Below are 13227 nucleotides of genomic sequence, written 5' to 3'. Positions count from 1 at the left end.
TTTTGATATAGAGCTTGACCAGACCAGAGAGGTAATAGGGCCTACGCCGGAGCTGAAACTTCCACGCATATTGGGAAGCGGAAAAATTTAAAAGTTAATTTTAATTACGTAAATAAAGACTCTTCATATTAGTTATGAAACAGGGTGTTGTTTTAAAAACAATACCCTGTTTTTTTATTCTAGAAATCAAGAACGTAGTATGTCTTGCGATTTGTAAGATTATACCAACTGTCACCCTAAATTAAAATAATGGTTGACATAAGAGCCTTGCAACGATTTAATAGCATGAAAGGGGTGTATATTTTGTTAAAAAATCGAGTGTTTTATTCCTTGGAACAACAAAAGGGAAATATCGTTACGGGCGGACAGCTCGCAAGTTCGTTAGGTGTCAGCCGCAACGCAATCTGGAAAGCTATTCGCCTGTTGCAGGATGATGGAAATGAGATTGTCTCTATCCGAAATAAGGGATATATACTCATGAACACAAACGATACATTGTTTGAAAAAACTATTCGTGATGATTTAAGGACTACGTTCATAGGACAAAAAATGAAGCTGCTCCCCGTCGTTCATTCTACAAATCAATATCTGAAAGAATTAAATACAGCTGATGCTAAGAACGGTTATGTTGTTGTTGCTAATGAGCAGAACAGCGGACGGGGCAGAAGGGGCAGGACGTTTCTATCTCCAAAAGGAGAGGGGATATATTTAAGTATTCTCCTAAAACTGGACAAAGAAAGACAGGATGTCCGTCTTCTGACAATATGTGCCGCTGTTGCCGTTTCTAGAGCGATAGAGAATAAATGCGGTATATCGGCAGAAATTAAGTGGGTCAATGACATTTTTTGTAAAGGGAAAAAAGTATGTGGGATATTAACGGAAGCTATTCTATCGGCTGAATTGCAGGAGCTAAGCACCGTCATAGTTGGCATCGGTATCAACACAGGCAGTGTGCCGTTAGAGATTAACGATATCGCAACGTCTATTGGAGAGATAACTGGAATACGCGGTATAAGAAATAGCCTGATTGCTGAAGTGCTTAATCAATTTGAAACGGTTTATCTTGACTATATCGGGCGAGGGGAAAAATCCGACATTCTAAAGTACTATGAAAGTAGACTTTTTATTATAGGCACACAGGTTTTGGTAACAAGTTTAGAGGATAGCTATGTGGCAACCGTTCTCGGCATTGATGATATGGGTGCTTTGGTTGTCAAAGACGAAAGAGGGAACATTCAAAACATCTCAACCGGGGAAATAAAATTGAAATGGGGAAATGATAAATGAAAAAAACATTTACTGCTAAGGAAATATCCAGAATTGCAATTTTTACTGCAATAACGGCAGTTTTAGCCCAAATAGTTGTTCCACTTCCATTTACGCCTATGCCTATTTCTTTTGGATTGCTGGCTGTCTATATAACAGGCATATTGTTAAAGCCTAAACACGCAGTTTTTGTTCAGATATGTTATTTGCTGATCGGAGCAGTAGGGGTCCCTGTATTCGGGAACTTTCGTGGCGGAGTTGGCGCGTTGTTCGGCCCAACGGGCGGTTACCTAATGATGTATCCCATTATGGCGTGGATCGTGTCTTTTGTATTAAACAGTCGTCAAAGCCGACAGTTAGAAAGCAAGCAAAATAAAAAATGGCTCTTTGCAAAAGCTGGGATATCAATTTCCATTGCTCATCTTCTTCTGTATTTAGGCGGTACGACATGGCTGTGTATTACAACCGGAAGTTCATTTGCAGCGGCTCTTGCACTTGCGGTATATCCATTCATACCTTTGGATATTTTAAAGATTGTATTTTGTGTTGTTGCGGTCATTCCTCTTCGCTTCCGTATGTTGTCTAACAATATGCTTTTGCTTGATGATATGCCTCGAAAAGTCTCGTAGGATAGAGAAATGGCAAGACAGATTTTAGAGAAGGCTTTGCAAGGAGAGGGCATTACGCCTGACGAAGCCAATATGCTTATAAACCCTGCTCTTGTTAATTTGAGTGAGCTTGTGGATGTAGCGAATACTCTAACAAGACGGCGTTTCGGCAATAAAATAAATATGTGTGCCATTTATGCTGCTAAAGTCGGTCTTTGTTCAGGCGACTGTGCTTTTTGTGCTCAATCTGCCCGTCATAAGAGTAATGTCATGCCTGTAGAAGTCAGTTCATTGGATGAAAATGAAATTATAGAAAATGCAAAGGAATTATGGCGCTCAGGCGTTAGCCGTTTTAGCCTTGTTACGAGCGGTGAATTTTTAACGGATGCAGAGTTTGACCGTATTTTACATATATTTAAAAGACTGCATAAGGAAACGAAAATCGGCCTTTGTGCTTCTCTCGGCAGTTTGACATTGGAAAGAGCAACTAAGTTAAAAGATGCTGGCATTTCTCGCTATCACCACAATATTGAAACAAGCCGCAGCTATTTCTCTCAAATCTGCTCGACTCATAGCTACGACGATAAGATAAATACAATTAATATTGCGCGTGAATTGGGTTTAGAAGTTTGTTGCGGTGGGATTATTTCTATGGGCGAAACACCAGAACAGAGAGTAGAAATGGCCTTTGGCCTTAAAGAGCTTGACGTAGATTGTATTCCGATCAATATACTCAACCCTATAGTTGGCACTAGATTAGAACATCAAAAACCGCTTAGCACGGATGAAATCATGCGTACCATAGCCGTATTTCGATTGATATTGCCCGATAAAACATTGCGTTTTGCGGGCGGTAGAGAAAGGGCGTTGGGAGCGGATGAATATAAGGGATACTCATCCGGAATCAATGCGATGCTAGTCGGGAATTATTTGACAACTCCGGGTAAGACTGTCGAAAGAGAATCTCTCAATTTAAGAATGGTTCAATTGGAATTACAGCCTCAAGAATCATAAAACTTGGTTTCATAAAAAATAGAACCCCATTTCGGGGTTCTATTTTGTTTTCATTTTTATGAAATTATGAAAGTGCTTTTCTCAAAGCCCCCAACATATCAATTGTCGCTTTTACACTTATAGGGGCATTCGGCATGAATGATTCAAATGCATGAATGCAGCCGGGGTAGATGTGAAACTCGGTCGGCACTCCGGCTTGAAGGAGTCTCTGTACGAAAATTATTGTGTCATCAAGGAATATGTCCAACTCTCCTATAAATGAGTATGTCGGAGGCAGAGCGGATAAGTTCTTTTCTCTGGCCGGAGCCATGTATGAATTTCTGTCCTCTTCCTTTACATGTCCTATGTAATGGTTCCAAGCGATTTTGTCTAATTTTTTTGTCCAAAGCCTGTCATCTAAAGTCATGTTGGAGGATTCCGTTATTCCCCTGTCGTCCAACATAGGATATAAGAGCATCTGGAATGCAATTTTTGGACCTTTTTTATCTCTAGTCATGATAGATAGAGAGGCGGCAAGTCCGGCTCCGGCACTGGCACCAACTACTGCGAATTTATCTCTGTTGACTCCCAATGTCGGTGCGTTCTCAAAGAGCCAATTGAGTGCACTGTAACAGTCTTGAATAGCAGCCGGATATGGATGTTCCGGTGCCAAGCGATAGTCAACTGCTATTACCACGGCTGCAAGTTCAAGTGCAAAGCGGAGATATCTCTCTTCGCTTTCTTCGGGAGTTCCCATTATGAAGCCTCCGCCATGTATCCAAAGTATCCCCGGAGCATTTCGAGTTCTCACAATGGGGTCGTATATGCGCAAGCGTAATTTTGTACCGTCGCTATTTTGAATGAATTGGTCGTAGACTTTTACTTTTGAGTCGTGCGGCAAGCCGGTAGTTTTAATAAGTTCATCTATTTCGGTTCGCATCTTCTGTAAGTCGTTGCCATCCAAACTCAAAGAAGGCAGCTTTAGAAACTCTTCCTTTAGATCCGGATGCAATCTTTCATATATTTGTTTAGCAGTAAAGTATGTCATTTAAGTCGACTCCCTTGTTACTATTTACATTGTCTTTTCTTTAAGGTCTTTAAAACGAGGTGTTACTCTTTTTATCTCCATTATAGCAGAGGCAAGTTTGCCTCTGGTCATAGGTTTTTCTCCCACTAAGTTTTCCAAAACGCTCTCATACTTCTTTAAGTCTTCCTTAAATACGGCTCTTAGCCACTCTGCAAATGTATCTACACTCACGTTATATTCAGCATTTGTTTCAGGGAGTTCTGCAATATTCATGGCTTTTTTTATGACATCTTTTATTTCATCCCAAGTTGTTTTTTCGTATGAGCCGAAAATTCGTTCTGATTGTGGCGTCATATATTCGTATAGCACGGCGGCTTCAACTCCGGCCCAGTGCGAAGAGTATGTTGGAACGTCTTTGAAGTTGAAGAGTGAAAGCTGACTTTTTTCTTTTAATAGCTCGTACTGTACGTCAAAAGGTCGCAAGTCGCGGGGCTGTACTCTGTTCTTGATGGCGACGGCAGCGAGAGCTCCTGCAGCTTGTCCTGTTAGCATTGTGACCGGTTGCAATCTGGTTGCTCCGTTCACAACTCGAGACACGGAGATATTTTTCTCTGCAGCCAAGAGTCCATCTATTTTTTCCGGTATGAGCACCGCCATGGGTATTTGAAATAGACCTCCGTCGTTATCTTTCCAATCATTTGGTATTTTGTCCGCGGTCTCTCCCAAATCGCTTTCCAAATAAGAGTTTTTATTTTGACCGTGAATGTCTACTGGATACTCTCCCAATGCAATGCTGTCTGGAATACTTTTTAACGTTCTGCCAAGCTTATTGTCTCTCTTGACATCATAGACAGTCATAGTCTTGACTCCTACGATGCGCCTGCTTTCACGAACATATGGAAAGGGTGGAAAGTGAGAGAGTATCGGAGTGTATTTTTCCGGCATGTCGCTCCACTCTTTCCAGTCATTGCTGAACCACTCTCCATAGCCTTGCTCAGTGTCCACGGACCAGTCCGTCATGCCCAGCTCTGTCTGCATGTAGTATAAGAAGGCCAAGGTCTTTGCCATTGCCTGTCTAGATGACTGCAAGCGGTAGTTTGGGCTTTCAAGAAATTCCACTGACATACCGGGAAGGCCACTGTCATCTCCCGGATAGTCGTTTGCCCAGTTGATTGCGGTTTTGGTTATATTTGACCAAGTTTCCGGAACTCCGCCATCTATATATTTCTTATTTGTAACGTCGGGAATAGCCCTATATGCATTGTGGGTGCTGATATTAAAGGGATATTCACCCGGCCAGCTATCTCCATCTTTTGTTATAACTTTTCTGAAGTGAGGCAGATATTCGTCATATCGTGGCGGTTTGCCTTGCACTATCAGCTCTTTCGGAAGTCCGTCCTTGTAGCGTTTTACAACAGCCGGATAGGTTATATTTTGGATAATATTTGTATTGCTTATCAGAGGTGATATGGAGTTGCCGGAGCGGTAACGAGCTTTGGTTAGGGGGATAAAATCTCCGCACTCAGTGGCATCAATGAATATTTTGGCTTTAAATTTCATCTTTTCACCCTTAACAGAAAAGAGCGCTGAGCTGACTCTGTTTTCCGCCAATTCCGCTGAAACAGCAGTTGTTTCTAAGAAAAGGTCTACTTTTCCCGCTTCTGCAATCATCTTTTTTAGTATCATTTGTCCTACCCAAGGGTCAAAAGAAATGGTATCGCTGCCCCAATAGCAGACATTTATCTTTGTATTTTGAGCATCGTAATACTCTTTGATCTTGGTTATAAATTCCAGATATATTCCGGTGCGAGTTTTCGTTTTGTCGTCCATTGTGCTAACTGCAGCACCTGTCATCTGCCCTCCGACGTAATTTGATTCTTCCATCAGGGCAACTGAGAGTCCCAATCTTGCCGCCTGAATTGCGGCAGAACATCCGCCGGTTCCGGCTCCCACCACAACAACATCGTAATTGCGTGTTTCACTTGTTGCGGATTGAGCCTCTTTGGTAAAAATAAGAAGAAGGGCAATAAAAACTAAAACAGTTGTTTTTCTCAAGAAGACTCCTCCAGTGTTAGAAATTTGAGACATAAATTGTTAGCATTGTATATTATGATGGTTTTTTATATAAGGTCAAATTGCAATTTACAGCTGATTCTACTGAATATTCTATTTAAAATAATTTGCTTGTCATAGAAATGTAAAATTGTTATTTAGCAATTTTTATATTTAGAAAGTTTTTAAAAATATGAGAAAAGGGGATAAATCTTGGTGATAATATTTTTACTTGTGTATAATAGAAGACGCAAGTAGATGAAGGGAGGTCGAAGCATGTTATCCTTCGACAAAGGAACCAAAGTAAAACAGGGTGTTATCAGTATTATTAATCTACACGGCACTTGGAGAGAAATGGGTCGGCAATACGGTTTTCTTATGTCAGAAGAGCTGGCAGACTTATACAATAGAGGCATAATTGGTCATCTTGTAGAAGAGCAAGAAGAGCCAATTGAGAAGCTTATAGATAGATCTGAGAAGTTTTTTGCCAACTTTCCCTTTCGTCTCAAAGAAGTTTTACGTGGTATATCGGAGACTTCCGGGTTGGACATGGAGCAGGTGCTTCTTGTCAACGCCATAGAAATCCTTGCTTCATCAGCTTTGAACAGTCCTTTATGTACAGGTATTGCTGCCTGGGGCGACTATATTTCAGATTCGCTTGTATATGGAAGAAATTATGACTATTTACCTTGGTTTAAGGAGTTTAAGGATAACTTGGTCATTGCTGTTTATCACCCAGCAGACGGTTCTTTGGCTGTTGCCACAATGGGGTATGCCGGTGAAGTTTATCTCGTTAACGGCATGAATGAGAGCGGCATTTTCATGGAACTAAATAATGGAATGCCCTCAGGAGGGGCTCTCTGGTATGACAGCCGAGTTCCTTCCGTGGCAAAACTTTTTGAGTTTATGCTGGACGGCTCTTCGCTGGCTGAAATAGAGAGTTTCTTCCAAACAACAAAGTCCAACTTTGCATATATAGTCGGAGTTGCAGACGAGCAGATAGCCCGCTGCTATGAATGGCCTGTTTTTGAAGTTAAACGTCGTGAGTCTCATTCAAGAGAAGGGCTCACTGTCCTAACAAATCACTTTACAGAGCCTTCATGGGGACTTCCTCGCCCTGATGATAAAACTTATTGGAAGACAAGATCAAGACGTCAAAACCTTCTGTCTTTGGCAAAACATCTCAAGGGCACTTTAAATTCAGACAATATGAGAAAAATTCTTGATACTCGTATAGAGGATTTAGGTGCAACAACAGATATGACGGTCTATCAGATAGTGGCAGTTCCGGAAAAATTTAAAATTTGGTTCAAAATACCGGGCGCTCAAGATTGGACCGAAATTGATATGAGAGCATTGCTAAAACCGAGAGAGATGTAGCACAAACAATAAATCAAAAAAAGCTGCAAAGATGAGGCGTGGGAGTCTATTTATTGATTCTCACGCTCTTCTTATTATGTATGTTGCAGCTGAAAGAGCTGAATTTGGCTCTCAATGGGATATAATTTAAAGGTTAAATTGCTTCTAATCATTGAATATTTATTTAGAAGCTTGATTTTGAAGTATAAAGAAACAGAAAAGTGGGCGAAAAGATGCAAGAGGATAATTATCCGAAAAATTCTGGGAAAAACTTCTTAATGCTCAAGCCGAACTTGGAGAAGTAGATGTTATACAAGTGGCAGAGCGAAGCTATAAAGGCAATTGAGGGGGAAAGTGCTATCCTCTCTGCACCTACAGGGAGTGGCAAGACGTGGGTTGCATATCTTTGGGCGGGATTAATGGATGTAAATACCGAACCGATTATGCCGTCAAGACGCGTTATTTTTACTGCACCGATTAAAGCTCTTTCCAATGAAAGGTATTTAGATCTAAAATCCATGGGTTTTGATGTCGGGATAGAGACCGGCGATTTTAAAAAGAACGCAAATGCCATGGTGTTGTGTTGTACTCAGGAAATATATACTCTAAAATATGCTTCGGTTCCAAATCAAAAAGTAATAATTGATGAATTCCATTTTATTTTCAACGACTCAGAGCGAGCGAGAGCATATATTGACGGCTTACGTTCCACTTCTTTTCATAGCGATGTTTTGGTCATGTCCGCCACTTTCGGCAATCCAGAAGTTGTGAAAAAATATTTGGAAAAAATGGGTATGAGAGAGTTTGTCCTCTACAAGACAGACTCTCGCGCGACTGAACTTGTCTTCAGAAAAAAAGGATTGCGATTCGGTCAGATACATGACGCTCTCGTTTTCGTCTTTTCAAAAAAAGGCGGGGAGTGGATAGCATCTCAGATTGCCGCAACAAGACAAAAGATTAGTAGGGCCAATTTGCTGCGTCTTCGTGAAATAGCCGATATTTTAGAAGTCGCTCGCATCCATGAAACGATGTTGCGAGGAGTCGGACTTTATTTTGGATCCTTGTTGCCAAAAGAAAAGTTGCTCGTCGAAATGGCTTTCCGAGAGAGAATATTGGATGTAGTAGTCGGTTCAGATGCTCTCTCTCTTGGGGTTAACCTGCCGGCAGAAACAGTCGTCTTTGGTCAGATGGCCAAATTTATAGATGGTCCCTTAACAAAAAATGAATTTATGCAGATGGCCGGTCGAGCCGGTAGAAAGGGGTACTTCAACCCGGGATATGTCTCCTTTATCCCTCGCAGCAGAGCAGAGAATTATGACTATGATACTGAGTCTTTATATTTAGAGACGATAGAGAAACCCTGCGAAGAAGCCAAAATAACTTTACTGCCTTCAGTTGGCAGGCTTTTGAAAAAAGAAGTAACAGTAGAAGTTGAAGCGAAGATGATTTCTGAATGTTCAATGCCGTTGCTTCGCTACAAAAGTGCGGTTAAGCAAGTGGAGAAAGTTCTTGAACAGGTAAACGACACTTTAAAACAGATAAGGGATAAGAAACTGCGAAGAAGAGTTCGTCAAATAGCGGCTGATATCTGGAGCGATGAGATGGATGTTGTGCAAAACATTGAGATAGCTCAACTCTTTGCTGATTTTGAAAATCCTCATGCCATGTTGGCGGCAGATTTATTACGTCGAAGCGAACGCAACTATTTACAGGCTCTCTTAAAAGTGAAGCGCTTTGCCAACAGACTGCCAAAAGAATATAGATTTTCGGCCATGGAACAGATTGATATAACGGTAAATAAAATAGATGCATCTGTCTTTGGTTTTGAAGAGAAGATTCAGAAAATAAAAATTACGGAAGATATTTAAGTAAACAGCTACGGAGGGAAAATAATGAAACTATCAGGCTACATCGACTACACAAACTTAAAACCTAATGCCAGTCGTGAAGATATTACAAAGCTTTGCAATGAAGCTATCGAAAATAGTTTTGTCTCAGTGTGTGTGAATCCTGCTTTTGTGTCATTGGCTTCTGATTTGCTAAAAGAGAGCAAAGTGAAAGTTTGCAGCGTCATAGGCTTTCCTCTTGGCTCCAACACGACAGAAACAAAGGTGTATGAAGCTGCAGAGGCCGCCAAAAATGGAGCTTCAGAGGTAGATATGGTGATTAATGTTTCCTGGCTAAAGGATGGTGCCTTTGATAAGGTGAAAGAAGAAATAAAAGCGGTTGTAAACGCAGCTCCAAATTGTTTGGTGAAAGTAATAATAGAAGCTTGCTTATTAAACAATGATGAAAAAATAAAAGCTTGCGAACTGTCGCAACAAGCCGGAGCACACTTTGTAAAGACTTCCACAGGATTTTCTACAGGAGGTGCAACAGTAGAAGACGTCGCGCTTATGAGAGAAGTCGTAGGAAGCTCCATGGGGGTTAAGGCCGCAGGTGGTATCAGGGATTATGACACGGCTCTTAGAATGATTGAGGCTGGTGCAAACAGATTGGGAACTTCTCAGTTAATATTAATGTAAAAACTAAAATAAAGTTTAATTTGCAAAAATAAATAAACATTTTCTTGACAAAATGAAAGAATTGACAGAATATTGTAAAAATCCAAAATTGAGTTCTGTGTTATAAGTTGTTCGCAGGTTTAGAGGAGGAAATGTATTGAGTGAAATAAATACGGACTTAGTGTATGAAGACGCTAAATTAGGCGAGATTGATGTTGAAGAAATCAAAAGGAAGTTTGACGTAGAGTCCAGATTTAGAGTATTGGCAGGTTGGCAGGGCAAACTGGTTGCAATAATTGCATTTGCCATGTCATGCTTTCACTTTTATACTTCCGGCTTTGGTCTTTTGCTGTTGCAGAAACAGGGTGCCATTCATATTGCTTTTACTATGGCCCTCGTTTTTCTACTTTATCCGGTTTCATCAAAAAATAAGATAAAAAATAGTATTCCTTGGTACGATTTTATTTGTGCAATAGTAAGTGTAATGTCTGCTCTATATATAGTAGTTTATTTTAATCAGTTGACTGCAAGATCGGGACTGCCTAATTTTTGGGATCTGCTTTTTGGTTTTCTCTTCATGATTTCGCTTCTGGAATCAACAAGACGTATTTCAAATCCGGTTCTTCCTGCCCTTGCGATAATAGCTATGCTATACTGCTATTTTGGCCGTTATATGCCAAATATGATTGCTCATAGAGGATTTTCTATTGAACGCATAATAAACCACATGTATCTTGGTACAGAAGGTATTTTTGGCACACCACTTCAAGTTTCTTCTACGTTTGTATTTATGTTTATACTTTTTGGTTCTGTTCTTGAGAGAACGGGACTGGGTAAATTTATTATAGATCTTTCACTTGCTCTAGCAGGTTGGTCAACTGGAGGTCCCGCAAAAGTGGCTGTCGTAAGCTCCGGCCTTATGGGTATGGTATCAGGTTCTTCAGTTGCAAACGTCTGTACGACAGGAATGTTTACAATTCCTCTTATGAAAAGCGTTGGTTATAAACCTGAATTTGCCGGTGCCGCAGAAGCTGTTGCTTCTACAGGCGGACAAATTATGCCTCCCGTTATGGGAGCTGCGGCATTTATTATGGCACAGATGTTGGGCGTTCCTTATATGAAAGTTGTCATAGCGGCAATTGTACCGGCAATACTTTACTATTTTGCTGTTATGGTACAAGTACACTTCGAGGCATCACGTCTTGGACTGAAAGGAATTCCTTTTTCCAGATTGCCCTCTCTTTGGGCTCTCATTAGATCAAAAGGATTTTTGCTAATTCCACTCTTTGCAATAATATATTTTCTTCTTGCAGGTTATACACCTTTAAAATCTGCATTTAACGGAATAGTAATAAGCTTTATACTCTCTTGGATTAGCAAGGATACACGCTTGACCCCCGATAGAATCTTTGAAGCTTTCGACAGTGGAGCTCGTGCTGCAATTGGAGTTGCGTGTGCATGTGCCACGGTCGGTATGATTGTTGGAACAGGAACCCTTACAGGGTTGGCTTTGAGAATTGCAAACGCAATCGTGTCGCTTTCAGGCGGACATAAACTATTAACCCTTTTCTACACGATGCTAGCAAGTCTTTTGCTTGGTATGGGATTGCCCACAACGGCTAATTTTATAGTCACGAGCACGATGGCAGCCCCCGCATTACTACTGTTGGGTGTTCCGCCTCTTGCAGCATATATGTTCGTTTTCTACTTCGGTATCGCAGCAGACTTGACACCGCCTGTGGCTTTGGCCGCTTATGCCGGAGCAGGTATAGCGGGATCTGATCCTATGAAAACAGGAGTTACGTCGTTTAAACTGGCTTTAGCCGGGTTCCTAGTGCCTTATGTTTATGTGTACAACCCAATTCTGCTTTTTATAGGAGTGGAGAGCCATTTTCACCTTGTTCAGGCAATAGGAACGGCGTTGTTGGGAGTATTCCTCTTGGCCATGTCAACTATAGGCTTCTTTAAAACCAAGGTTATCTGGCCGCTTCGTTTACTCGCCTTTGGCGGTGCATTGGGGCTCTTGATACCGGGAACAAGATCTGATTTAATGGGTCTGGCTGTACTTGTTTTAATATATATAGTGCAAACTATAAAATATAAGAAACAGAAGAAGGAAATGGCTAAAACAGCGCAAGCCTAGATAAAGAATCTGAGGCTGAGTGATATTTCGGCCTTTTAATATAAAACAGTAATTCTAGTTATAAATAATCAAAAGGGATTTATTACGTTTTATCAGAATAGGGAGGAATTATAATGAAAAGATCTTATTTATTAACAGTACTTTTGGTTGTGTTGGCAGTGATACTTTTTGCTGGATATAAGTTCTTCGGATGCCCTGCATTCCGTAAGGCAGATCTCGGAGCACCAGCTGAAAAAGAAAGCTTCATGTCAATTGCAACAGGCGGAACTTCCGGAACTTACTACGCAGTAGGCGGAGCTTTGGCAGCTGCAGTTAGTAAGGAAGGCAAAGTGAAATGCACAGCAGAAACAGGAAATGCATCAGTTGCAAACGTGAACCTTATCGCAACAAAAGGAATTGAAATCGCATTTGTACAGAACGACGTAACATACTGGGGAGTTAAGGGAGAGCATATGTTCGCAGATAAAGGCGCACTTGATAATATCCGCGCAGTAGCATCTCTCTATCCGGAACACTTGCAGATGGTCATTACAAAAGATTCAGGCATTCAGAAGTTCACAGACCTTAAAGGCAAAAGAGTTGGAGTTGGCGCACCCGGATCAGGAACCGAAGGCGACGTTCAGGCTCTCTTTGACGTAGCAAATCTTGACAAGAGCTACAAAGACCTTAAAAAAGCAGACTTCCTTGATTTCGCAGGAATAGCAGATCGCTTCAAAGACGAACAGATTGACGCAGGATTTGTCGTAGCTGGCTATCCTACAACAGCAATCATGGATCTCACAACAACAAAGAACAACGTTACACTTATGAGCTTCGATGATGAATTCTTAAAAGAGCTCAATGCAAAGTATCCCTTCTTTGTGGCAAGCTCAATTCCGGGCAATACATACACAGGCGTTACAGAAGAAGTCAAAACTCCTGCAGTTATGGCCATTTTGATTACACATGCCGACGTGCCTGAAGAAGATATCTATAACTTCTTGACAGCAATGTACAAGAATATCGACGATATCGGTGCAGCACACGCTAAAGGCAAAGAGATCACTCTTGACAAAGCACTCGACGGGCTCACAGCACCCTTGCATCCCGGCGCAGTCAAGTTCTTCACAGAAAAAGGTTTGATGTAATAAACCTTACTGAAACAAAATAACGAGAATGGCCCCTTATAGGGGCCATTTTTTATTATTTGAATTTTGTAAAACTTCTAAGTGAAACGACACAGACCTTTATGCTATATAATATAGCTGCACCATATCTCAAAATGAGGAGATTGGC

The 13227-nt window shown here is 41.0% G+C and carries 10 protein-coding genes; 8 read left to right on the top strand and 2 right to left on the bottom strand.

Annotation, left to right across the window (positions count from 1 at the left end):
• The first annotated feature begins 303 nt into the window (after positions 1–303).
• The 3 genes from GXZ13_03950 to bioB are packed head-to-tail and all read left to right on the top strand — an operon-like array spanning position 304 to position 2888.
• Complete coding sequence (locus GXZ13_03950; protein ID NLX74990.1) at positions 304–1287, top strand: biotin--[acetyl-CoA-carboxylase] ligase; 984 nt, start codon at positions 304–306, stop codon at positions 1285–1287.
• Positions 1284–1895, top strand: a complete 612-nt coding sequence (locus GXZ13_03945) for a biotin transporter BioY (protein ID NLX74989.1) — start codon at positions 1284–1286, stop codon at positions 1893–1895. Before GXZ13_03950 ends, GXZ13_03945 begins: the two co-directional genes overlap by 4 nt.
• Positions 1896–1904: 9 nt before the next feature.
• Entirely contained in the window at positions 1905–2888 is a 984-nt protein-coding gene (gene bioB, locus GXZ13_03940) for a biotin synthase BioB (GenBank protein ID NLX74988.1), read from the top strand.
• A gap of 64 nt (positions 2889–2952) precedes the next feature.
• Here the strand turns inward: bioB and GXZ13_03935 are convergent, their stop codons facing one another.
• Together GXZ13_03935 and GXZ13_03930 are read right to left on the bottom strand one after the other, a co-directional pair.
• The gene (locus GXZ13_03935; GenBank protein ID NLX74987.1) at positions 2953–3915 is read right to left on the bottom strand and encodes an alpha/beta hydrolase; all 963 of its coding nucleotides are present in this window, start codon (positions 3913–3915) and stop codon (positions 2953–2955) included.
• Positions 3916–3939: 24 nt separating this feature from the next.
• A complete protein-coding gene (locus tag GXZ13_03930) occupies positions 3940–5982 on the bottom strand; it encodes an FAD-dependent oxidoreductase (GenBank protein ID NLX74986.1) in 2043 nt (680 codons plus the stop codon).
• A 240-nt stretch (positions 5983–6222) separates the two neighbouring features.
• Here GXZ13_03930 and GXZ13_03925 point away from each other — a divergent pair, with 240 nt between their 5' ends.
• The 5 genes from GXZ13_03925 (at position 6223) to GXZ13_03905 (ending at position 13079) form a co-directional block, all read left to right on the top strand.
• Positions 6223–7326 carry a hypothetical protein gene (locus GXZ13_03925; protein NLX74985.1) on the top strand — a complete coding sequence of 368 codons (1104 nt, stop codon included), beginning with the start codon at positions 6223–6225 and terminating at the stop codon, positions 7324–7326.
• 284 nt (positions 7327–7610) lie between these two features.
• Positions 7611–9173 (top strand): DEAD/DEAH box helicase, encoded by a 1563-nt coding sequence (locus GXZ13_03920; protein ID NLX74984.1) that lies wholly within the window; start codon positions 7611–7613, stop codon positions 9171–9173.
• Positions 9174–9197: 24 nt separating this feature from the next.
• Complete coding sequence (gene deoC / locus GXZ13_03915; GenBank protein ID NLX74983.1) at positions 9198–9830, top strand: deoxyribose-phosphate aldolase; 633 nt, start codon at positions 9198–9200, stop codon at positions 9828–9830.
• A 136-nt stretch (positions 9831–9966) separates the two neighbouring features.
• A complete protein-coding gene (locus tag GXZ13_03910; protein NLX74982.1) occupies positions 9967–11952 on the top strand; it encodes a TRAP transporter permease in 1986 nt (661 codons plus the stop codon).
• 113 nt (positions 11953–12065) lie between these two features.
• Complete coding sequence (locus tag GXZ13_03905) at positions 12066–13079, top strand: TAXI family TRAP transporter solute-binding subunit (GenBank protein ID NLX74981.1); 1014 nt, start codon at positions 12066–12068, stop codon at positions 13077–13079.
• Positions 13080–13227: the final 148 nt, after the last annotated feature.

This window comes from Synergistaceae bacterium (assembly GCA_012728235.1).
Lineage (GTDB): Bacteria > Synergistota > Synergistia > Synergistales > Synergistaceae > JAAYFL01.
Note: the sequence above shows the minus strand (reverse complement) of the source record. Positions and strands in the feature narration are given on the sequence as shown.

What these genes read in the sequence shown, in the direction of transcription:
- GXZ13_03920 (NLX74984.1), top strand. Translation starts at nt 7,611, where the DNA reads ATGTTATACAAGTGGCAGAGCGAAGCTATAAAGGCAATTGAGGGGGAA.
- deoC (NLX74983.1), top strand. Translation starts at nt 9,198, where the DNA reads ATGAAACTATCAGGCTACATCGACTACACAAACTTAAAACCTAATGCC.
- GXZ13_03935 (NLX74987.1), bottom strand. Translation starts at nt 3,915, where the DNA reads ATGACATACTTTACTGCTAAACAAATATATGAAAGATTGCATCCGGAT.
- GXZ13_03925 (NLX74985.1), top strand. Translation starts at nt 6,223, where the DNA reads ATGTTATCCTTCGACAAAGGAACCAAAGTAAAACAGGGTGTTATCAGT.
- bioB (NLX74988.1), top strand. Translation starts at nt 1,905, where the DNA reads ATGGCAAGACAGATTTTAGAGAAGGCTTTGCAAGGAGAGGGCATTACG.
- GXZ13_03905 (NLX74981.1), top strand. Translation starts at nt 12,066, where the DNA reads ATGAAAAGATCTTATTTATTAACAGTACTTTTGGTTGTGTTGGCAGTG.
- GXZ13_03930 (NLX74986.1), bottom strand. Translation starts at nt 5,982, where the DNA reads ATGTCTCAAATTTCTAACACTGGAGGAGTCTTCTTGAGAAAAACAACT.
- GXZ13_03945 (NLX74989.1), top strand. Translation starts at nt 1,284, where the DNA reads ATGAAAAAAACATTTACTGCTAAGGAAATATCCAGAATTGCAATTTTT.